The sequence below is a fragment of the Pseudomonas sp. MS19 genome, assembly GCF_013277615.1.
Classification (GTDB): domain Bacteria; phylum Pseudomonadota; class Gammaproteobacteria; order Pseudomonadales; family Pseudomonadaceae; genus Aquipseudomonas; species Aquipseudomonas marincola.
On record NZ_VBTO01000014.1, the window covers coordinates 122,552 to 145,421 of the forward strand.

A 22,870-nucleotide genomic window follows, 5' to 3' on the forward strand; every position below is an offset into this window, starting at 1 on the left:
GCAGGCTGGGGTTCAGCCTGCCGGTTGGTCTGCTGGGTGGGTTTAGATTTGCTTTTCAGTGGGTGTCGGAGTGGTCAGGGCTGAATCGCCGGGCAGAATGACGCTTGGTACTGGGGGGCCGGCGACCGGACTACCGGGCACTGGTTTGCCGGCGACTGGTTTGCCAGCCACCCAGTCTGTAAGCAGGTTGTAGGCTACTGCTAGCAGGGTTGGGCCGAGGAACAGGCCCATGAAACCGAAGGCTAATATGCCGCCGAAAACCCCGAGCAGTACGACAACCAATGGCAGGTTGCCGCCGCGGCTGATCAGGTACGGTTTGAGAATGTTGTCGACGCCGCTGATGATCAGCACGCCCCATGCACCCAGAAAAATCGCCATGCCGACACTGCCCTGCCAGGCCAGCCATGCAACGGCTGGGCCCCAGATGAGTGGCGGAACCATGATCAGACTGAAGCCAAATGTCAGCACGCCGAGCAGCAACGCGCCCGGAATCCCGGCAATCAAGAAGCCGATATACGCCAGCACCGCTTGAGCTACGGCAGTACCGATGACGCCATTGACGACGCGTTGCACGGTGCCGGCAATCAAGTCCCGGTAATGTTCGGCGCGCTCGTCGATCAATCGCTCCAGCAGGCTTTCGGCAAATGCCGCGAGACGCGGGCCATCACGATAGAAGAAGAACAACAGAATCAAGCTCAGCCCGAGTTCGAGCACGTTACTGCCAATGCGCGCACTGCGGCCCAAAAGCCAGTTGCCGATCTGCCCCAGGTACGGTTGCAGCGTGGCAAACAACTGGGCGCCCTGCTCATCCACCGTATTCCAGGCGCGGATCATCCAGTCGCCAGCCAGTGGAATACTCGCCAGCCAGTCGGGCGCTGGTGGCAAGCCGGTAAGCTGCAGGCTTTTGACCAGCGTGACGGCTTCACGCACGTGATCTGCCAAATTGAATCCGAGAAAGCCCAGCGGCACGGCCACCAGCACAAACCAGCAAAATGTCAGGATGGCCGCTGCCAGCGCCTCGCGACCGCGCAACAGATGAGTCATGAAGCGCATGACCGGCCAGCTCGCAAACGCCAGAACTGCGGCCCAGAACAAAGCCCCCCAAAACGGCGCAAGCACCCACAAGCTGGCGCCCAGCAATCCAAGCAAAAGGATTTGCACCAGCAATCGATCATTATTGAGCATGCACCGCTCCAGCAGATTAACAACGCACAAGCCCCATGCGAATGCACAGGGCTTTTAGGGGTAAGTACGCAATAGTAGTGCTAACCGCCAGTGAAGCGACAGTCGCCTACTGGCAATTTGATGCAGATTGAGCCTGCGGGTTCAACGCAGTACGTTGAGCCGTAACCCTTGCACCTGATCATCATCCAGCTCAAGGCGCGCAGCACGAACCCGCGCCTCGACCAACGCCTCTCGCCATGATTCGGCCTGCGGGCCTGCCAAGGTCACGCGCATGGTGCTGTCGAGATTCAGCGCGCGGGCAACCACAGTCACCCAATCCTCGGTTGGCTGTTCATGTGCAGACAATTCCAGCGTGCCGGTCACACGCAGTTGGCGCATGAGTGTTGCCGGCGTTGGCAGCACTTCGGCCAGCGTCGCATTGGCCGTGAACAGTTCGGCGTGCAGATAGGCCCGGCGGTTGCCCCGGGTAATGCTGTACAGCGCAACCAGTTGGTTGTCGTGCGGCGCTGCCAGTTTCAGCAAGGCATACGCCTGCTGATCATCCGGACCGTATAAACCCGACTCGCCGAACACCGAGTTGGCCCACAGGCTGCTGGCGCCACAATCACGCCCCTGGCACCAATAGAGCAATTCGCTGCCTTGTTTCAGCACATCTTCGCGGGCCTTGTTGAACACCTCATCGGAGCTGTGTGTGGAGGGCAATTGGTAGGTCAGCGCAATTCGGGTGCCGGTGGCCTCAATCGAATTTTCATAACGCAGCCGCCCGCTGATGCGGCGAATGGAACCTTGCGGATAAATCCGCTCCTGCTCGGCCTCTTCGTCAAAATTAACAATCTTGCTGCCCGCAAAGCGCGGCAAAATCTCAAGATCACGACTGCCCGCGACATCATTCGCCGCGCCATTTGCGCTCACGCAGGCGGCTGCCAACAACGCGCCGCAGAGCAGTTTCAAACCAGTTGAGCGCACCATTAGCGGGCCATCGTCTGTTGAGTGGACTGCGCTTTATCCGCAGGTTTGGGCACCAGCAAACCGCGCTGCACCGCAGCACGCTGATCGACCGTTTTCAACCAGCGTTGCAGGTTATTCAGGCCCTCAACCGAGACGCCGGCCCAGTCGTACTGGCGCACCCAGGGAAATGTTGCAATGTCCGCAATGCTGTAGTCGCCGGCAATAAACTCGGATTCGCCCAGTTTGGTATTCAGCACTTCATACAGGCGGCGGGTTTCGTTTTGATAACGCTCGATGCCAACCTGAATTTTTTCCGGCAGATAGCGGTAAAACACATTGGCTTGACCTTGCATCGGACCGATCCCGCCCATCTGGAACATCAACCACTGAATCACCTGCGAGCGTCCCTTGGCGTCGGTCGGCATGAGTTGGCCGGTTTTCTCGGCGAGATAGAGCAACACCGCGCCAGACTCAAACACCACAAAATCATCATTCTCACGGTCGATGATCGCCGGGATTCGTCCGTTCGGATTGATCTTCAGAAACGCGGGCGACTTCTGCTCTTTTTGCTCGAAGCTAAGCGCATGGACTTCATAGGGCAGTTGCAGTTCTTCCAGTGCAATTGCCACTTTTTGACCGTTGGGTGTGGCGGCGGTGTAAAAATCGATCATGCGTTTCTCCATTGCATTCGCCCCCACCTTTCCCCAGTTGCCCTGACCAAGTCAAGATGGATGCAAGAATCCTTTGAAACAGTCTGCTACACGTTGCGCTCCGGCCTCGTCATCCACGTGCAGATGGTGCCCGCCCGACAACGTGGTGACAGTGAAATACGCAGCGTCCAACCACTCCAGCACAGTCTCATGACGGCTCAACGAGCCGCTTTCGGCAATGATCAGATGTGCCGGGCACTGCACCCGACTGATGAAGGCGCGCGCGTGCGCTTGTGTCAGCCGCATCACCGAGGGCAGCATCAAACGGCTGTCCGTACGCCAAGTATAGCCGCCAGGGACCGGCATCAGTCCGCGCTGGGCCAGCAACTCGGCAGCCTCACGACTGACGCCGATCATACCGGTCATGCGCGCCTCGACAGCCCGGTCAAACTCTCGGTAAACCGGCTTGCGCTTGTTGCCGACGGTCATAAGATCGCGCAATGCCTTGCCCATGCGCTCCGGCGCCTCATCGGCTTCACCGGTAAAAGGCACAAGACCATCAATCAAGGCGAGGCGCTCTATTCGCTCCGGCAATGCACCGGCCATTAACACCGATACGATTGCGCCCATCGAGTGACCCAGCAGGGAGAACCGCTGCCAGCCCATTTGGTCGGCAACGGCGAGCACGTCATAAACATAATCCCAGATGTCATAACTGGTTCCCGCAGGGCGATGATCAGAATGACCATGACCGGCGAAGTCGAGGGCGACGATACGCAAGCCGGTAAGCTTCGGCGCCAACCGGGCAAAGCTGGCGGCGTTATCCAACCAGCCATGCAGCGCAATCACCGGCAGGCCATCTTCAGGGCCGTAAATGTGCGCCGCGAGTTCGGTGTGCGGCAGGCTGATGCGTACCTCTTCTACAGTCGCGCTCATGCGCTCTCCTTATGCTGCGCAGTGTGCGCCCAACGGGTCAGCAGGTTCTTCAACAGAAGCGCGGTGGAATCCGGCTGCTCGAGCGGGAACATATGCCCGCCCGGGAGCGTGAAGGTTTCACCCACGGCCGCACGGCGAACCTTGCGGCTCATATGCGGCAATACCACCCGACTCTGCTCGCCCCGCACAATGGCCAGCGGCACCTGCAAATGTTGCGGTTGGCCTGGACTTGTATGCGGCACGTTGCGGTAAATGCTGATCTCGGTAGCCGGATCGAAACGCAGCCGCAAGCGCCCATCCACCTCGTGCAGGCCGTGCTCGATATAAGCATTCAGGCAGTCGGGATGAAACCCGCGAAACAAGCTTTTGCCGGCAAAGTAACGGTGCGCTTCCTGGCTGTCGCTGAACTCTTCACGCCTGCCCAGCGTGCGCCCGGCAGGGGTCAGATGATCAATAAAGCCAAAGCGTTTGGCTGCACGCAGCACCACCTGATCAAGGGTAGTCAGCACGGGCGAATCGAGCATCACCACGCCACGATAGAGCTGCGGCTGGAGCAAGGCGGCGTGGTAGTGCAGCAATCCGCCGAGGGAATGCCCCACGCCCCAGACAGGCTCGCCGCTTTGTTGAACTCGGTCTTGCAGGTGATGAATCAACTCCTCGACCAGGCTGTGCCAATTGGCGTTGACCGGAAAACGCGGATCATGGCCATGTTGCGCCAGGTAATTCACCTGATACTCAGGCGCCAGCGCGGCGAACAACGGGCTGTAAGTGGCCGACGGGAAACCATTGGCGTGGGCAAAGAAAATAGCCTGACTCATCAATCACTCAACCTTGTATTAACTGCGCAAATTGTCCGGCAGCTCCAAGGTGCTGACAACCACTGTAAACGCCAGTGATGATGCCAACTGCGCCATGGCAGAGCACCATGGCGCGCGCATCGTCAGCTAATCAAGATTTCGGCGGCTGGCTGCCCAATGGCACCACCGCAACGGTCAACCTTGAAATACAACTGGTCTTGCCATCGTCACCACTCAGGCGAATGTCCCATACATGCGTGGTACGGCCGATGTGCACGGGATGTGCAACTGCTGTAACGCGGCCACTGCGCAAGCCGCGCAGGTGGTTGGCATTCACCTCAAGGCCAACGCAGTAAAACTGCTTGGGGTCGATGCATTGGTAACTGGCGGTGGAGCCAAGTGTTTCCGCCAGCACCACCGACGCCCCGCCGTGCAGCAAGCCGTAGGGTTGATGAGTCCGTGAATCGACCGCCATGCTGGCCGTGAGGCTGTTCTCGGTGTAACCCTCGAAACGAATATCGAGCACCTCACCGATGGTATTTTTCAGGGTGTCATTCAGCTCTCTGATTTCCGGATTCCGTTGCCACACACTCATAATTGCTCCTTAGGGTTTCCATCCAATCCAGTCAGACTATCAAGCCCAGATGACCGGTTCCTGGCGTTCACTCCAGGCGGTGAAGTTGGCTTTGTAAGCATCCTCCACCACCGTGCGTTTTATTTTCAGGGTCGGCGTCAGGTAGCCATTTTCGATGCTCCAGACATCGCCCACCAGCACCAGGCTTTGCAAGCGCTCATGCTGGTCCAGCTTAGCGTTGACCTCCTCCAGCAGGCTTTTCAGGCTCTGCTCAAGTTCGACCCGTGCGCCATTGGCGGCCTCGTGCCGGCCCACGTCTGAAAGCACACATAAGGCCAAAGGCTTGGCCATGCTGTCACCGATGACGCAAACCTGCTCAATACGTGTATTAACCGCCAGGCGATTTTCAATCGGCGCGGGCGCGACATATTTACCCTTGCTGGTTTTGAATATCTCTTTGATCCGGCCGGTCAGGCGCAGATAGCCTTCGGCATCCTGCTCGCCTTTATCACCGGTGCGCAAAAAGCCATCAGCCGTCATCGCTTCGGCGGTCTTTGCCGGCTCTTTGTAATAGCCCTGCATATTGGCGCCACTGCGCACCAATACCTCGCCGTTGTCATCAATGCGCACTTCAACGCCAATGCTGTTCTGGCCAATCCAGCCTTGGCGGAACTTGCCGTTGCGACACACATGCGAATAACCGCAGTTCTCGGTCATGCCGTACACCTCAAGTACATCCAGGCCGAGGCGCTGATACCACTTGAGCAAGGCTTCTGGGACCGGCGCGGCGCCCGACAGGGCCAGGCGCACTGCATCGAGCCCCAGACCGCTGAGCACCTTGTTACCCACGCGTTTGCCGATTAGGGGCAGTTTGAGCATGAAGTCGAGCCGCTCAGCCGGCATTTTGCTGAATACGCCCATCTGGAACTTGGTCCAGATTCGCGGCACACCGAACAACAGCGTCGGTCTGGCGCGCTTGAGATCGTTGAGAAAGGTATCGAGGTTCTGGGCAAAGAAAACCGTCTGCCCGCCATAAAAAGAGGACATTTCGACGAACATCCGCTCGGCGATATGGCACAGCGGCAGATAGGACAGCACCCGGTCACTCTCATCGATAGTGAACATCTCAATTGAATGAACGGCGGCGAAAGCGAAATTACTGAAGTGGTGCATCACCCCTTTGGGCATGCCTGTGGTGCCGGAGGTGTAGATAATGCTCGCCAGCTGATCCGCGGCAGGCGTGGGCGAGTCGCTGATGGGGGCGCACTGCTGCAGGTCATGCCAGCTGTAGTTGAGGGGTTCGCTGGGGCACAACGGCAAGCCAATAGTCGGCACGTTTTCAGGTACACCTGGCGCCATGGCCGCCCAGTTGTCGAGCTTGCCGACAAACGCCAGCTCAACCTCGGCGTGTTGCAGAACCTGACGCACCGAGTCGGCCGTGAGGTTGGGATACAAGGGAACGGATACGTGTCCGGCCATCCAGATTGCCAGATCGGCGATAATCCAGTGCGCACAGTTTTTCGAGATAATCGCCACGCGGCTTCCGGCGGGGAGTTGCCTTTCGCGCAGCCAACCCGCGGCGCGTCTGGCCTGCTCACCGACGTTTTGCCAGGTCAGGTTTTCAACCGTGCCGTCGTCCTGCGGTTGAACCATGTAGAGTTTTTCCGGGTGAAGACGCTCACGCCGGTAGAACATCTCGAGCGGTAAACACGTTGCATCAGCCATCGAACCACCTCGCTTGTTATTGTTGTGAGGGCGAACCAAGCAATTGCTTGGTTGACTATTCCACGCACAAACACAACTCGCAAGGGCTAGTTACGATTGAATCTTCACCTATTTAGCTCAGTGATCCTGATGCACCAACGCCAGCCGATCAAAACCGCCCGCAGCAAGAAACTCACCTTCAAGCTCGGCAAGGCTGGCGGTCTGCATCGGCAGCGGCTGCTGGCGATGGCCATGGATCAACCAGCCCGCAAGCGTACCGACCAGTGGCTGATGCGTCACCAGCAATAAATCGCGGCTTTCAAAAGGCCCAAGCTGCGCCAGAACTTCACGGGGATCATCATCGGGCGTCAGCCACGGCACCGTCTGCAAATCGCCCGCGAAACCAATGGCCTCGCGGACGATCTCAGCCGTTTGCTGGGCGCGCACATAAGGGCTCACCAAAATATGCTGCAAGGGTCGGCCACGCAGTTGCTCCGCGGCCAACAAGACTTGCGCCCTGCCCCGAGCTGTTAGCGGACGCTGAGCATCGCTGGGCGCATAAGGCTGCGCCTCGCCGTGCCTTAATAGCCACAAACGCATAGCGGCGATCTCACAGTTTGGGTTCTTCGTCGCGTACTGGGTGTGGCGCCGGCGGTACGCTGTGCGCCGCTTCACCTTCAGCCGGCTGAGCCACTGGCCAATCGGCGAATGGCCACGGCTTCTCATTCGTATTGAAGGTGCCGAAACGGCCGATCTGCGCCAAATACTGGCTGGTGCTGTCCCCGATGCGCAGCAAGGTTGCATTCGGTGCGCCGTAGAACAGACGGTAAACCAGCTGCACCAGCACAACCGTGCCGAGCACAAACACGGCCAATTGCCAGATAATGGTGAAGATCACCATCCACAATATCCGCAACAAAATGGATTCGCGGTCGATCTCTTGGGCCTGATTGCTCATTGAGTGTCCCTCTTAAAAGCCGGTTGCTGGAATGAAGTCGACGTCGGTTTTCGGCTCGGCAAGCATCAAGGCGCCGATCACCTGCTTTAACGTTCGCCCTTCAAAAAGAATCGCATGCAAGCCAGTAACCAAAGGCATGTAGACCTCCAGTTCCTCGGCACGCTCCTTGAGCACCTTGATGGTGTTCACGCCCTCGGCCACTTCGCCAAGGCGATCCACGGCCTCTTCCAGGCTCAAGCCCTCGCCCAGCGCGAAACCAACTTGATAGTTACGACTTTTCGAAGACGAGCAGGTGACGATAAGGTCGCCAACCCCGGCAAGGCCGAGGAAGGTCATTGGATTGGCGCCCAGCTGCACGGCGAAACGCGTCATTTCCGCCAGTGCCCGGGTAATCAACATGCTTTTGGTGTTCTCGCCCATGCCCATCGCAGCGGCCATGCCGGCCATGATCGCGTAAACATTTTTCAGCGCGCCGCCGAGTTCGACCCCAAAACGATCACCGCTGGCATAAACGCGGAACGTAGGGCCGTGAAGGACGGCTTGCACTTGCAGGCACAGGGCCTCGTCTTCACTGGCGATCACCGAAGCGGTTAGCGCACCTTCTGCCACTTCACGGGCCAAATTAGGGCCGGATAGCACGCCAATGCGCGCATCTGGGGCAATATCTTCAAGGATCTGGCTCATCAGCTTGAAGCTCTTGGCTTCGATGCCCTTGGTGGTGCTCACCAGAATCTTACCCGCCAATTGCTCTGCAACGGGTTGCAGAGCCTGACGCAGCGCACTCGACGGCAGAGCCACGAAAATAACCTCGGCGCTTTGCACAGCGCGTTCAAGGTCGGTCAATGGCTCAATGCCGGGCAATATCTTGATGCCCTTGAGGTAACGCGGGTTTTCCCCATTTTGTTTTATAGCTTCAACCTGCTCAGGATCACGCATCCAGTGCAGTACAGGCTGACCGTTTTGGGCTAGCAGGTTGGCAATTGCGGTGCCGAAGCTGCCGCCGCCGAGTACGGCGATAGGTTGCTGCTCAGTCATAACAAGTCCGTAGTTAGCCATGTGCCATGGCGATCTAAACGCATTATACGGGCCATAAACCTCTCGGCCAGCACTTGCTCTAACCCAATGCCTTAGCCAACATAGAACGCCGGCTTGTCAGGGCTGCTGAAACAAGCGCCCCGCAGGCAGAAAACGCATAATAATCAGGATCACTTATGAGTACCGCTCGCACACTCAACTCAGGCAAACCGTGCCATGCGCGTTAACACGCCGGCAAGGTTGTCATGTATTGCCAGGGCGCAGCACCTGCGCGCAGTCGCCCGCAACGCCTCTAATCCCGCCGGTGTGCAGCTCAGCCATGACACTTAATCGTCACTGGAGCATACACACGCGCATCCAGCTGATCAGCATCGGCCCGGCGTTGCTGGTCACAATATTGCTGATCAGTTATTTCACTTATTCACGCCTTGGGGATTTGCGCGAAACATTGCGCAGCAACGGTCAGTTGATTGCCGATCACCTGGCCCCGGCCTCCGCACACGGCATGGAAGAAGACAACCTCGGCGCGCTCGACGCCTTGCTGGAAAGCGCCCTGAGTAATCCGTATGTGCGTTTTCTCGAGTTACGCGACGCCCGGAACAACGTGCTGCTTTATCGCGAAAAGGGCCAGGCGACTGAGCATGCGCCTGCCAACCTGATGGTATTTGAGGCGCCAGTCGAGCACAGCCCACTGGCATTGGGTAAGGCCACAGACACTCGCAACAGCCCCCACGTTCTGGGCAAGGTCACCGTCGGCGTGAGCGATGAGGTGCTGCGCCAACAACAGCACGATGCACTAATCAAAGCTGCACTGCTGGCGCTGATGGCATTGATTCTGGCCTTCATTGTGGCGCGTCATCTTGCCCGGCGCTTGTCCAGGCCAATCAGCTCGATGGTTAACGCCGTCACCGAAATATCCGCAGGCAATTACCAGGCGCATATCACCGAGCCAGACAACACCGAACTCGGCACTCTGGCGCGGCATATCAACAGCCTGGCCAAGAGCCTCGACCACACGGGCCGCGAACACCAGCAAGCCTTCGCCGAACTCCTGCAAACACGCGAAGAAGCCGAACAGGCCAACCGCGCCAAGTCGGATTTCCTGGCCATGATGAGCCACGAGTTGCGCACCCCAATGAATGGCGTGCTGGGCATGTTGCAGCTACTTGAAACCACCGACATGAACGACGAGCAGCAGGAATACAACGCGCTTGCCGTCGAGTCGACTGAGCACCTGCTTAAAGTCATCAACGATATTCTGGATTTCTCCCGCATCGAACGCCGTGCCATCGAGCTTGAGTATTTGTCGTTCAATCTTCAGCAACTGCTCAACAACTCGCTGCAGGCATTCCAGCACACCGCCAAACAGTTGGGGTTAGAGCTGATCATGGACGCACAACCGGGGCTGGAACTGATCGAGGTCAAGGCGGACCCAACGCGCATCCGCCAGATTGTCGTCAACCTGATCGGCAATGCCCTGAAGTTCACTCAACAGGGCAGCGTGACCTTGAAGACCCGGTGGCAACAGCTGGACGATCAGGTGCTGTGGTTCAGCTGTTCGGTCAGCGACACTGGCATTGGTATTGCACCCGAACAGCTTGAGCATATGTTCAGCCCTTTTCAGCAGGCGGACAGTTCGATATCAAGACGTTACGGGGGCACGGGATTGGGTTTGTCGATTGCTAAAACCCTCGCAGAATGCATGAGCGGCAGCCTGGTCGCCGTGAGCAAGCAGGGCCATGGTTCAACATTCACACTCGAATTACCGCTGCCATTCACACACCAGTCACAACAGCCGGTCAACTTATCGCAGAAACCATTGCCTAATAACCATCACCACGTGCTGCTGGTTGAAGACAACCCGGTCAATCAGACGGTGATCGAAGCCATGTTACGCAGCCTGGGCTATAAGGTTGATCTGGTCGAAGATGGCGCCCAAGCTGTAAGCATGCAAAAACATCAACGCTACGCAGCCATTTTGATGGATTGCCGCTTGCCAGTGATGGATGGCTACGAAGCGACGCGACGGATACGTCAGCTAAAACATTGCAAAAAGTTGCCCATAATCGCGCTCACCGCCAATGCGCTACAGGGCGACAGAGAGGCCTGTTTGAACGCGGGAATGAACGATTACCTTGCAAAACCGTTCAAAAGAGCAGACCTGCACAAAGTACTTGAACGCTGGCTGAATGCTCAAAATAGTGAGCACGGTCAGTCGGAGGAATCGACTTAAGACTTGTCTACTAGAGACAAACGGTCCGCATTTCAGGGAGAATAGGCACAGAACGGTGTACAACTGTACTCACAAGCGCTGTGACTTTCACTACAACGCAATAGTCTATGACTAAGCTACTGGCCCAAGCACATTATTCGCTGAATGCCAGTGAAGACCATACGCCCAACCTTGGCGCGTGGGGATTATTGAGGAGCTCGCATGACCAAACAAAACGCCTTCACCCGGGAAGACCTGTTGCGCTGCAGCCGCGGCGAACTGTTCGGCCCAGGTAATGCGCAACTACCTGCCCCAAACATGTTGATGATGGACCGTATCGTCCATATCAGTGAAACCGGTGGCAAGTACGGCAAGGGCGAGATCGTCGCTGAACTCGATATCACCCCTGATCTATGGTTCTTTGCGTGCCACTTCGAAGGTGATCCGGTTATGCCGGGCTGCCTCGGTCTTGACGCCATGTGGCAGCTGGTAGGTTTCTACCTGGGCTGGCAAGGCAATCCGGGCCGCGGGCGCGCTCTGGGTTCAGGTGAAGTTAAGTTCTTCGGCCAGGTATTGCCGACCGCGAAAAAACTCACCTACACCCTGCACATCAAACGCACTATCACCCGTTCGCTGATCCTGGCCATCGCCGATGGTACGGTCAGTGTTGATGGCCGTGAAATTTATAGTGCAGAAGGCCTGCGCGTCGGCCTGTTCACATCCACCGACAGCTTCTGAAGGATTTTTCCATGCGCCGTGTCGTGATTACCGGTCTGGGCATTGTTTCTTGCCTAGGCAATGACAAAGAAACCGTCTCAGCCAACCTCCGCGCTGGTAAGGCTGGTATCCGTTTTAACCCTGCCTATGCCGAAATGGGCCTGCGCAGTCATGTTTCCGGCTCCATCGACCTCAACCTTGAAGAAGTAATCGACCGCAAGATCTTACGCTTCATGGGCGATGCAGCTGCCTTTGCCTACCTCTCCATGGATGCGGCAATCAAAGATTCAGGCCTGAGCCCGGAAGACGTTTCAAACCCGCGTACCGGCTTGATCGCAGGCTCCGGTGGTGCTTCGACGCTGAATCAGATGGAAGCCATCGACACCCTGCGCGAGAAAGGCGTCAAGCGTGTCGGGCCTTACCGTGTAACCCGTACCATGGGCAGCACCGTATCGGCCTGCCTGGCCACGCCATTCAAGATCAAGGGCGTGAACTATTCGGTCTCTTCGGCTTGCGCAACCAGTGCTCACTGCATTGGTCAGGCCATGGAGCAGATCCAGCTCGGCAAACAAGATATTGTCTTTGCCGGCGGCGGTGAAGAAGAGCACTGGAGCCAGAGCTGCCTGTTTGATGCCATGGGCGCCCTCTCCACCCAATACAACGACACGCCAGAGAAAGCTTCGCGTGCCTACGACGCCAAGCGTGACGGCTTCGTTATCGCCGGTGGCGGCGGCATGGTTGTAGTCGAAGAGCTCGAACACGCACTGGCCCGTGGCGCCAAGATCTACGCCGAAGTGATTGGCTACGGCGCAACATCCGATGGCTACGACATGGTTGCGCCAAGCGGCGAAGGCGCCATTCGCTGCATGCAGCAAGCCCTCTCGACGGTTGACGCACCGATCGACTACCTCAACACCCACGGCACCTCCACGCCGGTTGGTGATGTGGCCGAAATGCGTGGCGTGCGTGAAGTCTTCAAGGACAAAGCGCCAGCCATCAGCTCGACCAAGAGCCTGTCGGGGCACTCTCTGGGCGCCGCAGGCGTGCAGGAAGCCATTTATTGCATGCTGATGATGGAAGGTAAGTTCATCGCCGGCTCAGCCAACATCGAAGAACTCGACCCGGAAGTGGCGGACCTGCCAATTGCCCTCGAGACGCGCGAAAACGTTGAGCTCAACACCGTGATGAGCAACAGCTTCGGCTTCGGTGGCACCAACGCTACGCTGGTTCTGCAACGCTGGACCGGCAAGTAAGTCGTGCAGCTGTAAGCACGGCTGATGTCGTACAAAAAGGGGCGCTTCAAGCGCCCCTTTTTAATGCCTGCGATTTATCCGATCAGCGCACGGTGAAGCGCTGTTCAAGCAACTTTCGATCGCCCTGAAACACCATGAACTGCCACTCGCCTGGCACGATTTCATAAGTTTCAGTGAACTCATACGCCATGACGTCATTCTTCACATCGGCCGCGACTTCCTGCTGCACCACGAACTTGTCATGGCGCTTGCCGTCCGGTGTGATCACGCCCGGCGTGAGATACAGCAGCGTCAACGGCTCTTCGCCCTTGCTCTTGCCACTCAACTGGTAGCGCACGCCAAACTTGCTGCCCAGCTTCGCCGGCACAACCTCTGTGCGTTCCATCGGCCGACCGGCCTGACCGAGAATTCGCTCTCCAGACTTGAACTCTTTGTAGTCGCTCGGAAAAACGCCGTACTCGACCGGGCCCTCGACCCGGACCTCAGCGTGCGTAGCAGTTGCAAAGGTCAGGCAGGCCACACTCAACAGTGCCGGCAATCGGGAGTAAAACATGATGCGCTCCTTGTTTTAGATCCCGCGAGCCTATGACAACCTCATGACAAGCCGATGACAACTGCTGTTAGCGGCCCTCCTGCCCCGCGACCTCCGCCTGTACCTTGCGCGGCAATACGGCGAGGAAATTATCGCGGGCAACCTGCTGGGCAACCACCTCGGGAAGCGCATCAAGAAACGGATCGAACTCCGACATGATTTTGCCCACATTGTCGAAACGCCCCACCACATCTGATCCCAGCATGAAGCGCGCCGGGTAACTGCTCACCAACTGCACCCACTCAGGGTCCGGATTGCCGTCAGCGTCGAGCAAATAAGGGTGCAAAACCGTCCACGAAAGGTCGATATAAAGATTCGGGTATTGTTCAAGCATCCGCGTAATCGTGGGCAGAAGGAAATCCAGCTTCTTCTGATGGCGATGAATTTCTTTACTGGTGCCCGCGTGTGCCCAAATGAATCGCACGTTCGGATGATTGCGCAGCGCGGTCTCGACCTCCTCCAGATACAGCGGATTATCTTCGCGCTTTGAGGTGATGTTCGAGTGCAGCATCACCGGCAAATCATATTCGGCAGCCAGATGATAAATACGCGCCAGCGCCTCGTTATCGGCGCGCGGCGTTTCCCCGTCGATCAATGAGGTCAGGTCATCGTGGCGGGTGAAAATCTCACCAATGCCCTGCCAGAGCCCCGGGTCCAGCTCCAGCATTTGCCGCACCAGCGCATCGGCATTCTTGTCGTTCGGATTGATCCCCGACAAGAACGGATGAAAACGCTCACGCTGCTCGGCCGGAAGACGCTTGTAGGCGCTGGCAATGAACGTATCCGTGGCGCTGAACCAATAAGCACCCGCGTCATCCCCGGCGTAATAGCGTGGACGCTTGGGCTCATCCTCGTGCCACTTCTTGGCCACCGGGATACCGGACAACATCACATGATCAATTCTGCCTTCAGCCATCTTGCTGAACAGCTCATCCATTCCAGCCGTTTCCTGAAAGAAATCGACGTAATGCAGATGCGCATCACTGTAGTGATATTCACGCGCCTGCGCGCCCGCAGAGAGCGCCGCAACCAACAACAAACCCATTCGAGATAACTGCAAATGCCTACACTCCATGTGATGTACGCAAAATAGACTCAATGATGCACGCCAAGTTCAGCAGCCTGCTTTCACGTGCCAAACGCACCGATCAACCAGGTATTTGCTACTGTGCGCTAACCGCCCAAACAACCGCAGCCGAGACCACAGAACATGAGCGCACCGCTGTCGATCCAGCCACGCAAAGACACCGTCGAAGGGCACCCGATTTTGCGCCCACTGCCCAGCGCCAAGTGCCGCAGCATCGGCCCTTTCGTATTCTTCGATCACATGCTTGAACATGACTATGCGCCCGGCAGCGGTATGAGTATCGACCAACATCCGCATATCGGCCTGTCGACCCTGACGTATCTGTTCGAGGGCAACTTGCAGCACAAAGACAGCCTGGGCTCCGATCAAATTGTCAGCCCCCGCGATGTAAGCTGGATGACCGCAGGCAAAGCGGTCGCCCACGTCGAGCGCACCCCTGAGTCGCTCAAGCAAAGCGGCGGGAAATTGCATGGTCTGCAGGTCTGGCTGGCCCTGCCCGCCAGTGAAGAACTGTGCGATCCCAGCTACACCCACTACCCGGCGGCCAGCCTGCCGGTAAGCGAAGGGCTTGGGGTTCGCATTTGCCTGATTGCCGGTACTGGCTTTTGCCTGGAGTCGCCCGTCAATGTGCGCTCAGCCACGCTTTACGCCGATATTCAAATGCAGGCTGGCTCTACACTGGCGATTCCTGACGAGCACCCAGAGCGGGCGATCTACTTATTGTCAGGCGAAGCATTGCTGGACGACACGCCCATCGCGGCGCAGCAACTTGTGGTGCTGCCCGCCGGGCAATTAATGACGGTCACGGCGTGCAGCGAATGCCACTGGGTGATCATTGGCGGAACACCTATTGGGCCGCGGCGGATCAATTGGAATTTTGTTGCCAGCGATGCGGCGCTTATCGATCAGGCGCGTGCACGCTGGGCAAACGAAGATTGGCCCAGCGTGCCAGGCGAGACCCGGCGTATTGCCCTGCCGCGCTGACCTCAGGGTGCGACAAACACCTCATCAAGCAGATTGTGCATGGCCTTGAATGAACGGGCCGCGACCAACGGATGATATTGGTTGCGCCCCGGCACATTGGCGTCCGGATTGGTAAATGAATGCACGGCGCCGCCGTAACTGACCAGTTGCCAGTCAGCCTTGGCCGACTTCATTTCGGCGACAAAGCCATCGACCTGAGCCTGCGGCACAGACGGATCATCGGCGCCATGCAACACCAACACCGGCGCCTTGATGTTCTTGGCATCATCTGGATTAGGCGTATCCAGATTACCGTGAAATGACACAAACGCTTTTAAATCAGCCCCGGAGCGGGCCAGTTCGAGCACTGTTCCGCCGCCAAAACAAAAACCGATCGCGCCCAGCCTGCTGGCATCCAAGGCCACGCCCGCACCCTCAGCCTTGAGTACTTCGACGGCCGACTGCGCGCGTTTGCGCATCATTGCCCGGTCGGCACGCACCGCACCTGCGGCCTTGCCCGCCTCTTCCGGGTTGGTTGGACGGATAGACTTGCCATACATGTCTGCGACGAACACCACATACTTGTCACCCGCAACCAGAACGGCCTTTTTCGCAGCATTCTCGGTTACGCCCAGCCAGTTAGGCACCATCAGCAAGCCGGGGCGCGGCGTTTTGATGCTCTGATCATAAACCAGCAAGCCTTCATACTCGGCGCCGTCAATTTCATAACCCACTGTTTTAGCCACCATTTCGGCATTGGCGAGGCTGCTGATCCCCAACAGTGCATAGGGAAGAATCGACTTGATCATGACAAAGGCTCCACTGGCAAATGATCATCCAACAGTAGACGCACTCAGGCGCAATACCAAGTGTTCGCGACGGGCACAGAATATTCAGGGGAAAGCCGCAATCGGCATGCCTAAATCGCAGGCACAAAAAAGCCGCTCTATTGAGCGGCTTTTTTGTTTATTTGGAGCGGGAAACGAGACTCGAACTCGCGACCCCGACCTTGGCAAGGTCGTGCTCTACCAACTGAGCTATTCCCGCAATTTACAGCACGCTAAACAACAGCGCTTACAACAAAATGGCGTCCCCTAGGGGACTCGAACCCCTGTTACCGCCGTGAAAGGGCGGTGTCCTAGGCCACTAGACGAAGGGGACCTTGAACTTTTATTCGTTCGATCAAGTTACCTTAATCAAACACGACGATGCTTTTCAAGCATCACCGCAAAATTTGGAGCGGGAAACGAGACTCGAACTCGCGACCCCGACCTTGGCAAGGTCGTGCTCTACCAACTGAGCTATTCCCGCAATACAACTTGGTATGCCACTTTTAAAATGGCGTCCCCTAGGGGACTCGAACCCCTGTTACCGCCGTGAAAGGGCGGTGTCCTAGGCCACTAGACGAAGGGGACATTGCCCGGATATCACTACATGCCATCCGACTTCACCAGGCTTCGTCTTTCAACATTGCGCTAAGAAGTGGCGCGCATTCTATGGAGCCAGAAGCAACTCGTCAACACTTCTGTAAAAATTTTTTAAAATCAAAGACTTCACCCGCTAATTCAGCCCCACACTACCCACTTATAAAGCCTAGGCACTACACTCGGGCAAAATCTAAGCACTGCACGGAGCTGATAGATGTCGCCCCTGGTCATTACCATTCTTGTTGTATCGGGCATTGGCCTGCTCATTGCCATTGCCTACTGTAACCACTGGGTGGAGCGCAAAAAGCTCGAAACCTCACGGCGCACCTCGGAGTTGAATGACCGCATCCAGCGCTGCAGCGGTCTGTCCGACGCCCTGCCCGGCCAGCTAATGTCGGCCGACCTCAAGCTGCTGCTCAGCCGCCTGCAATTGCACTTCGTCAATCAGCTTCTGCTGCTCGACAAAAAAAACCAGGGTGCAATCAGCCGCAAGCAAGCACTCACCCAGCAATTGTCTCTGGGCCAGGACATTGTTCTGAATAACCCGCTGCAGGCAATCAACTCTGAGCCGCGCGGCAATGAAGTGCGCCAGCAACTGGAAAACCTGCACACGTTGATCCTGCGCAGCGCCAAAGATGACGCCCTGAGCGTGCAGGAAGCCAAACACTGGCAAGGCGAAGTGCAACACCTGCTGGCGCAAATGCATATAGAGCTGTTCAGCAGCATCGGTCGCCTGGCCTTGCAGAACGGCCAGCCTGGCAGAGCGCGACGGGCATTTGAGCAAGGCGTGCAAATGCTGCATAAGCAACCTTCACCGGAGCGCTACCAGCGCGCGATTGAGAAGCTGCAAGCGCAACTCGATCAGGCCAACAGCCAACTGGTCGAAACCTCGCCAGCGCCGCTTGCCGAAGACAGCGAACTGAATGCCGGCCTCAAAGGGCTTGAAACCGAAGAGGACTGGAAGAAGAAGTCGATCTACGACTAGCCGCAATGAGCTTGGGAGCAAGCTAACGGGCTGCTGGATGAAACAGCAGGCTCAAATAATCTAAAAAGCCCGGTGATCCGGGCTTTTTGCTGCGTGTAAGCGCTTCAGATATCCGTGGCCTGCACAAACACCTCGACCATCTGCTCGATACCGCGCTGATCTGCCTCGGAAAAGCGCCCCACATTCGGGCTATCGAGATCAAGCACGCCGATCAGCCGGCCGTCCTTGATTACCGGCACCACCAACTCACTGTTGGACGCACTGTCGCAAGCGATGTGGCCAGCAAAGGCATGCACATCTTCCACCCGCTGCGTGAGCCGGGTAGCCGCCGCAGCGCCGCAGACGCCCCGGCCGAACGGGATGCGCACGCACGCCACCTTGCCCTGGAACGGGCCGAGCACCAGCTCCTCACCGCGCGCCAGATAAAAGCCAGCCCAGTTGAGGTCGGCTACTTCCTGAAACAGAAAGGCGGAGAACTGCGCCGCATTGGCAATAAAGTCACGCTCACCCGCGAGCAACGCCTGCAACTGCGCCACCTGCAAGGCATACCCGGCCAACTCATCACTCGCCTGTGGTAACTCGATCACTTATTGGCTCCCAAAAGCTGTAAACCCACCCACTGGCGGGCAAATTGATAGGCACAACGGCCATTGCGATTACCCCGCCCACCGGCCCAGCGTACCGCTGTCACCTCAAGCGCCTCGTCCCACTGCCATTGCAGGCCAGACTTCGCTGCCAGTACCTCGATCCAATGGCGAACCACTTGCAGGTAGTGCGGCTGGGTGAACGGATAAAACGACAACCAAAGGCCGAAACGATCGGACAACGCCACGGTATCCTCTACCGCTTCGGTTGGATGCACCTCACCATCAACCAACTGATAGTCGGCGTTGTCACTCATTTTCTCTGGAACCAGATGCCGGCGGTTGGAGGTCGCGTAGAGCAGCACGTTATCGGGTGCGCGCTCGAGTGAGCCATCCAGCACCGTTTTGAGTATCCGAAAATCACCTTCGCCGGCACTGAATGACAAATCATCACAGAACAGCACAAAACGCTGCGGCAACTTGCTGAGCAGTTCGACCACGCGCGGCAGATCAGCCAGATGATCACGTTCGATCTCTATCAGGCGTAAACCTTGCGCGGCGTGCTCGCTCAGCAGCGCACGCACCAGCGATGACTTGCCGGTGCCGCGGGAGCCCCAGAGCAACGCATGGTTGGCCGGCATCCCTTTTAAGAACTGGCGGGTATTGCCGGCCAGTTGATCGCGCTGCTTGTCTACCCCAATAAGATCAGCCAGGCCCAAATCGAGGCTGACTTCCAGAGGCTGCAAATAACCACTACGCCCTTCGCGATGCCAACGCGCTGCCACCGTTTGCTGCCAGTCAATTTCGATAGGCGGCGCCGGAAGCAAAGGCTCAAGGCGGGCCAATACCGACTCGGCACGGCGTAAAAAATCACTCAACTGAGAGTCCACAACTTGCTCCTCTGTTAGCCAACTGCAACCACCACCGCACCCTCAGGCCGGGCGAATACGCTATCCTAGCGCCATTAATTGATTGAACGAATGGATCGAAACGGGACCCACACTCGCATGGATATCGCGCTTACCCAACGCCTGTCATTCAAACAGGCTGGCCTTGCGGTTTTGGTTGCCTTCATCCTGGGAACGACATTAAGTCTGTTTCAGGTTGCCATTGATTATGCCAGCGAAGATGCTTCAATAAATCAGCAGATCAACTCGCTGATGGAAATCAGCCGAAATCCGGCTTCAAGAATCGCCTATAACATCGACTCCGAACTGGCTCAGGAACTGGTGCTCGGCCTATTGGCATCGCCCGCGGTGGTGCATGCGCAAATAGTTGATAACAACAATCAAGTACTGGGCGAGGCCAGGCGCGCGCCCAGTGAAAGCCCTTATCGGCCCATCAGCGACTTTCTGTTCGATGCGCAACGGACATTCGAGGTTCACCTCAGCGTTAGCCACGCACCGCACCAAAACCTCGGCGTGATGCGCCTCGACATCGACACTTACGCCTACGGCAGCCACTTTTTACGGCGCTCGCTGCTGACATTTCTCAGCGGGTTTGCGCGCAGTTTGTTGCTTTCGCTGTTCTTGCTGGTGTTGTTCTACTTCACGCTCACCAAGCCGCTGATCCGCGTTATTCGCGCGATCAACAACCGCCGCCCCAACAGCTCTCTGGCCTACCAACTGGAATACCCGGCCGGCCATGAGCGTGATGAAATCGGCTTGCTGGTGAATGCAACCAACCGGCAATTCGCCGCCATTGCCCGGGAAACCCAGCAGCGTCAGGACGCTGAAAGTCGCCTGACCAACTACCTCAATGAGCTGGAGAATATCGTCTCCGCGCGCACCCTCGAATTGAAAGCCAGCAACGACCGCCTGCTCGACACCAACCGCGAACTGGAACTCGCGCAGGAAGCCACGCTGCGCATGTCACAGGCGCGTTCGGCGTTTATGGCCAACATGAGTCACGAGATCCGCACGCCCCTCAACGGCCTGCTCGGCATGCTGGCTTTGTCGCTCGATGGCCCACTCACCAACCAGCAGCGCCAGCAACTGACCATTGCCAATCGCTCGGGCAAGGTGCTGGTCGACCTGCTCAACAGCGTGCTTGATTTGTCCAAGTTCGAAGCCGGACAAATGGAACTCGAAGCCATCCCGTTCGACATGGCGACGATGATCGAAGACACCGCCAGCCTGCTTTCGCAAAGCGCCGCGGTGAATGTCGAGTTGACGTGCCTGATTGATCCGAGTGTGCCGGCCCAGGTGATTGGCGACCCGACCCGCGTGCGCCAGATCATCAGCAATTTGCTCTCCAACGCACTCAAATTCACCCGGTTCGGCCGGGTTGATGTGCGCCTCAAGCGAATCGGCGGTGGCGTGCAATTAACTGTGCGCGACACCGGAATCGGTATCGCTGAAGACGCTCAGGCGCGAATCTTCCAGCCGTTCATGCAGGCCGGCGCGGACATTACCCGTCAGTTTGGTGGCACCGGCCTCGGTCTGGCGCTGACGCATCACCTGTGCAAAGCCATGAAAGGCCAGCTCAGTCTGGTTTCAAAACCGGGCTTCGGCTCGACCTTCTGCGCCGAACTGCCGCTGCTCGGCCATTTACCGCCCGAGCAGCCCGCGCCACTCAAGGGCAAGGTGCTTGCTTTGACGTCGAAGCACTCCGGCCTGAGCGATTTGCTCAGCAGTCAACTGCCAGCCTGGGGGCTTGAATACACGCGCCTGGACACCGACGCCAGCCTGCTTGGATTAAACCCGGACCTGATTATCAGCGACTGTCCCGAATGCCTGTATGGCATGCGCCCAAATACCCGGACGCCGATTTTGCTGGTGACAGCCTACGGCAACTTCTTGGGCAATGATCAGATTGCCGCCTTGTTACCGCTCGAACAATTGGCGCGGCCACTTTCACGCAAAGCGCTCTATGCGGGCGTGCAGCGCACGTGCAGCCAAACGCCAACCCGCGAAGAGTTGAGCACGCACAGGCCAAATGTCGCCTCAGGCCCAAATCCTCAGGTACTGTTGGTGGAAGATAATCTGGTCAATCAGTTAGTCGCCAAGGGCATGCTCAGCAAGTACGGCTGCGATGTGATTGTGGCAGCCGATGGCGCGCAGGCGTTGCAGCAACTGCAAAAGCATCCAGTTGATCTGGTGCTGATGGATTGCAACATGCCGGTGATGGACGGCTACGAAGCCACCCGTTTGATCAGGCGCAATGGCATGCATCCGGGTTTGCCAATTATCGCCCTCACGGCCAACGCCATGCCTGACGAGCGCGAGCGTTGTCAGGCCGCCGGCATGGACGACTATCTGGCCAAACCGATCCACCGTGAAGCGCTGGAGCAATTGCTCAATCGCTGGCTACGACGTGACGAAACGCTGGAGTAATTGCGCCAGATTCTGGCGCAGCGCAACCATCTCATCTTCCTCTGCACCGTGCAGGCACAACAACTCGTTGCGCAGCGGCAGCACTTGTTCACGCAGCTGGCTGCCCGCTTCGGTGAGCTGTATGTGCACTTCACGTTCATCACGAACCGAACGCTGACGCGATACAAAACCGAGCTGTTCGAGGCGCTTGAGCAACGGTGTTAACGTGCCGGAGTCGAGTAACAAGCGCTCGCCCAGCGCCTTCACCGTCGGCTGTTCAGGCGCCTGAACCTGCCACTCCCACAGCACCAGCATGGCCAGATACTGCGCATAGGTCAGATTCAGCTGGTCGAGCATCGGCTTGTAGGCACGAATGACAGCCCGCGAAGCCGCATAAAGCTTGAAGCACAACTGGTTATCCAGCAGCAGCGATGCGTCATCTAAATGGGCCTGGGTATTCATTTCAGCAGCGCTTCGATTTCACCTGTCAGGTCTTCAGGCTTGGTCGCAGGGGCAAAACGCTTAACCTGCTGGCCATCGGCGCTGATCAGGAACTTGGTGAAATTCCACTTGATGCCCTGGCTGCCGAGCAGACCCGGTGCGCGTTTTTTCAGCTCAGTGAACAGCGGATGGGCATCGCTGCCATTCACATCAATCTTCTTGAACAGCGGAAAACTCACACCATAGTTGAGCTCGCAAAACGACGAGATTGCGCCTTCATCGCCCGGTTCCTGCTTACCGAACTGGTTGCAGGGGAAGCCGAGAATCACCAAGCCTTGATCCTTGTACGCCTCCCAGAGCTTTTCCAGCCCTTTGTACTGAGGGGTGAAACCGCACTTGCTGGCAGTGTTAACAACCAGCAACGCCTTACCGGAAAAGTCGGCCAAGGTTTTTTGCTCGCCCTTGATGGTCGTACAAGGGATGCTCAGCAGATTGTTGCTCATGGTGG

General features: G+C 57.4%; 23 protein-coding genes and 4 tRNA genes. 6 read left to right on the forward strand and 21 right to left on the reverse strand.

Features of this window, described 5'->3' with window-relative positions; genetic code table 11:
* Positions 1-42: 42 nt before the first annotated feature.
* The 10 genes from FEZ62_RS16300 to FEZ62_RS16345 form a co-directional block, all read right to left on the reverse strand.
* Positions 43-1,185: an AI-2E family transporter gene (locus FEZ62_RS16300; protein WP_172928946.1), complete on the reverse strand. Its 1,143-nt coding sequence runs from the start codon at positions 1,183-1,185 to the stop codon at positions 43-45.
* A 141-nt stretch (positions 1,186-1,326) separates the two neighbouring features.
* Positions 1,327-2,154: a DUF4892 domain-containing protein gene (locus tag FEZ62_RS16305; RefSeq protein WP_172928948.1), complete on the reverse strand. Its 828-nt coding sequence runs from the start codon at positions 2,152-2,154 to the stop codon at positions 1,327-1,329.
* Entirely contained in the window at positions 2,154-2,804 is a 651-nt protein-coding gene (locus tag FEZ62_RS16310; RefSeq protein ID WP_172928950.1) for a glutathione S-transferase N-terminal domain-containing protein, read from the reverse strand. The genes FEZ62_RS16305 and FEZ62_RS16310 overlap by 1 nt, the downstream gene beginning before the upstream one ends.
* A 51-nt stretch (positions 2,805-2,855) precedes the next feature.
* A complete protein-coding gene (locus FEZ62_RS16315; protein WP_172928952.1) occupies positions 2,856-3,719 on the reverse strand; it encodes an alpha/beta fold hydrolase in 864 nt (287 codons plus the stop codon).
* A complete protein-coding gene (locus tag FEZ62_RS16320; protein ID WP_172928954.1) occupies positions 3,716-4,537 on the reverse strand; it encodes an alpha/beta hydrolase in 822 nt (273 codons plus the stop codon). The genes FEZ62_RS16315 and FEZ62_RS16320 overlap by 4 nt, the downstream gene beginning before the upstream one ends.
* Before the next feature lie 130 nt (positions 4,538-4,667).
* Positions 4,668-5,111, reverse strand: a complete 444-nt coding sequence (locus tag FEZ62_RS16325; RefSeq protein WP_172928956.1) for a hotdog fold thioesterase — start codon at positions 5,109-5,111, stop codon at positions 4,668-4,670.
* A gap of 39 nt (positions 5,112-5,150) precedes the next feature.
* The gene (locus FEZ62_RS16330) at positions 5,151-6,815 is read right to left on the reverse strand and encodes an AMP-binding protein (protein ID WP_172928959.1); all 1,665 of its coding nucleotides are present in this window, start codon (positions 6,813-6,815) and stop codon (positions 5,151-5,153) included.
* Between the two features lie 117 nt (positions 6,816-6,932).
* On the reverse strand, positions 6,933-7,394 hold the full coding sequence (gene sixA, locus FEZ62_RS16335) for a phosphohistidine phosphatase SixA (RefSeq protein ID WP_172928960.1): 462 nt from the start codon (positions 7,392-7,394) through the stop codon (positions 6,933-6,935).
* A gap of 10 nt (positions 7,395-7,404) precedes the next feature.
* Positions 7,405-7,752, reverse strand: a complete 348-nt coding sequence (locus FEZ62_RS16340) for a DUF4389 domain-containing protein (RefSeq protein ID WP_172928962.1) — start codon at positions 7,750-7,752, stop codon at positions 7,405-7,407.
* Positions 7,753-7,764: 12 nt separating this feature from the next.
* The gene (locus tag FEZ62_RS16345; RefSeq protein WP_069898752.1) at positions 7,765-8,787 is read right to left on the reverse strand and encodes an NAD(P)H-dependent glycerol-3-phosphate dehydrogenase; all 1,023 of its coding nucleotides are present in this window, start codon (positions 8,785-8,787) and stop codon (positions 7,765-7,767) included.
* Positions 8,788-9,106: 319 nt separating this feature from the next.
* Between FEZ62_RS16345 and FEZ62_RS16350 the strand changes: the two genes are divergently transcribed.
* The 3 genes from FEZ62_RS16350 to fabB all read left to right on the forward strand — a co-directional run bounded on the left by FEZ62_RS16350 (position 9,107) and on the right by fabB (position 12,969).
* The gene (locus tag FEZ62_RS16350) at positions 9,107-11,020 is read left to right on the forward strand and encodes a response regulator (RefSeq protein ID WP_172928965.1); all 1,914 of its coding nucleotides are present in this window, start codon (positions 9,107-9,109) and stop codon (positions 11,018-11,020) included.
* A gap of 201 nt (positions 11,021-11,221) precedes the next feature.
* Positions 11,222-11,737 carry a 3-hydroxyacyl-[acyl-carrier-protein] dehydratase FabA gene (gene fabA / locus FEZ62_RS16355; RefSeq protein ID WP_069898754.1) on the forward strand — a complete coding sequence of 172 codons (516 nt, stop codon included), beginning with the start codon at positions 11,222-11,224 and terminating at the stop codon, positions 11,735-11,737.
* A gap of 11 nt (positions 11,738-11,748) precedes the next feature.
* A complete protein-coding gene (gene fabB, locus FEZ62_RS16360) occupies positions 11,749-12,969 on the forward strand; it encodes a beta-ketoacyl-ACP synthase I (RefSeq protein WP_172928967.1) in 1,221 nt (406 codons plus the stop codon).
* 82 nt (positions 12,970-13,051) lie between these two features.
* Here fabB and FEZ62_RS16365 read toward each other — a convergent pair whose 3' ends face one another.
* Both FEZ62_RS16365 and FEZ62_RS16370 read right to left on the reverse strand, forming a co-directional pair.
* Entirely contained in the window at positions 13,052-13,522 is a 471-nt protein-coding gene (locus FEZ62_RS16365; protein WP_150549465.1) for a DUF3859 domain-containing protein, read from the reverse strand.
* A 67-nt stretch (positions 13,523-13,589) separates the two neighbouring features.
* Positions 13,590-14,606 carry an amidohydrolase family protein gene (locus FEZ62_RS16370; protein ID WP_172929077.1) on the reverse strand — a complete coding sequence of 339 codons (1,017 nt, stop codon included), beginning with the start codon at positions 14,604-14,606 and terminating at the stop codon, positions 13,590-13,592.
* A gap of 165 nt (positions 14,607-14,771) precedes the next feature.
* Here FEZ62_RS16370 and FEZ62_RS16375 point away from each other — a divergent pair, with 165 nt between their 5' ends.
* On the forward strand, positions 14,772-15,632 hold the full coding sequence (locus FEZ62_RS16375) for a pirin family protein (RefSeq protein WP_172928969.1): 861 nt from the start codon (positions 14,772-14,774) through the stop codon (positions 15,630-15,632).
* A gap of 2 nt (positions 15,633-15,634) precedes the next feature.
* Here the strand turns inward: FEZ62_RS16375 and FEZ62_RS16380 are convergent, their stop codons facing one another.
* The 5 genes from FEZ62_RS16380 to FEZ62_RS16400 all read right to left on the reverse strand — a co-directional run bounded on the left by FEZ62_RS16380 (position 15,635) and on the right by FEZ62_RS16400 (position 17,026).
* Positions 15,635-16,420 carry a dienelactone hydrolase family protein gene (locus tag FEZ62_RS16380; RefSeq protein ID WP_172928971.1) on the reverse strand — a complete coding sequence of 262 codons (786 nt, stop codon included), beginning with the start codon at positions 16,418-16,420 and terminating at the stop codon, positions 15,635-15,637.
* A 162-nt stretch (positions 16,421-16,582) separates the two neighbouring features.
* Positions 16,583-16,658: transfer RNA gene (locus FEZ62_RS16385), tRNA-Gly, on the reverse strand.
* 38 nt (positions 16,659-16,696) lie between these two features.
* A tRNA-Glu gene (locus FEZ62_RS16390) sits at positions 16,697-16,772 on the reverse strand.
* Positions 16,773-16,846: 74 nt separating this feature from the next.
* Positions 16,847-16,922 (reverse strand) — tRNA-Gly (locus tag FEZ62_RS16395).
* A 28-nt stretch (positions 16,923-16,950) separates the two neighbouring features.
* Positions 16,951-17,026 (reverse strand) — tRNA-Glu (locus FEZ62_RS16400).
* Between the two features lie 226 nt (positions 17,027-17,252).
* Here FEZ62_RS16400 and FEZ62_RS16405 point away from each other — a divergent pair.
* On the forward strand, positions 17,253-18,023 hold the full coding sequence (locus tag FEZ62_RS16405; protein WP_172928974.1) for a hypothetical protein: 771 nt from the start codon (positions 17,253-17,255) through the stop codon (positions 18,021-18,023).
* A gap of 104 nt (positions 18,024-18,127) precedes the next feature.
* On the opposite strand, the gene FEZ62_RS16410 is transcribed toward FEZ62_RS16405, so the two are convergent.
* Both FEZ62_RS16410 and FEZ62_RS16415 read right to left on the reverse strand, forming a co-directional pair.
* Positions 18,128-18,610 (reverse strand): GAF domain-containing protein, encoded by a 483-nt coding sequence (locus FEZ62_RS16410; RefSeq protein ID WP_069898766.1) that lies wholly within the window; start codon positions 18,608-18,610, stop codon positions 18,128-18,130.
* Positions 18,607-19,497: a DUF815 domain-containing protein gene (locus FEZ62_RS16415; RefSeq protein ID WP_172928976.1), complete on the reverse strand. Its 891-nt coding sequence runs from the start codon at positions 19,495-19,497 to the stop codon at positions 18,607-18,609. The genes FEZ62_RS16410 and FEZ62_RS16415 overlap by 4 nt, the downstream gene beginning before the upstream one ends.
* 117 nt (positions 19,498-19,614) lie before the next feature.
* On the opposite strand from FEZ62_RS16415, the gene FEZ62_RS16420 reads away from it, so the two are divergent.
* Positions 19,615-21,942, forward strand: coding sequence for a response regulator (locus FEZ62_RS16420; protein WP_172928978.1), 2,328 nt, complete (start codon positions 19,615-19,617; stop codon positions 21,940-21,942).
* On the opposite strand, the gene FEZ62_RS16425 is transcribed toward FEZ62_RS16420, so the two are convergent.
* Positions 21,916-22,383 (reverse strand): MarR family transcriptional regulator, encoded by a 468-nt coding sequence (locus FEZ62_RS16425; RefSeq protein WP_172928980.1) that lies wholly within the window; start codon positions 22,381-22,383, stop codon positions 21,916-21,918. The two genes, FEZ62_RS16420 and FEZ62_RS16425, sit on opposite strands and share 27 nt — an antisense overlap.
* Positions 22,380-22,865, reverse strand: a complete 486-nt coding sequence (locus FEZ62_RS16430) for a glutathione peroxidase (protein ID WP_172928982.1) — start codon at positions 22,863-22,865, stop codon at positions 22,380-22,382. The genes FEZ62_RS16425 and FEZ62_RS16430 overlap by 4 nt, the downstream gene beginning before the upstream one ends.
* Positions 22,866-22,870: the final 5 nt, after the last annotated feature.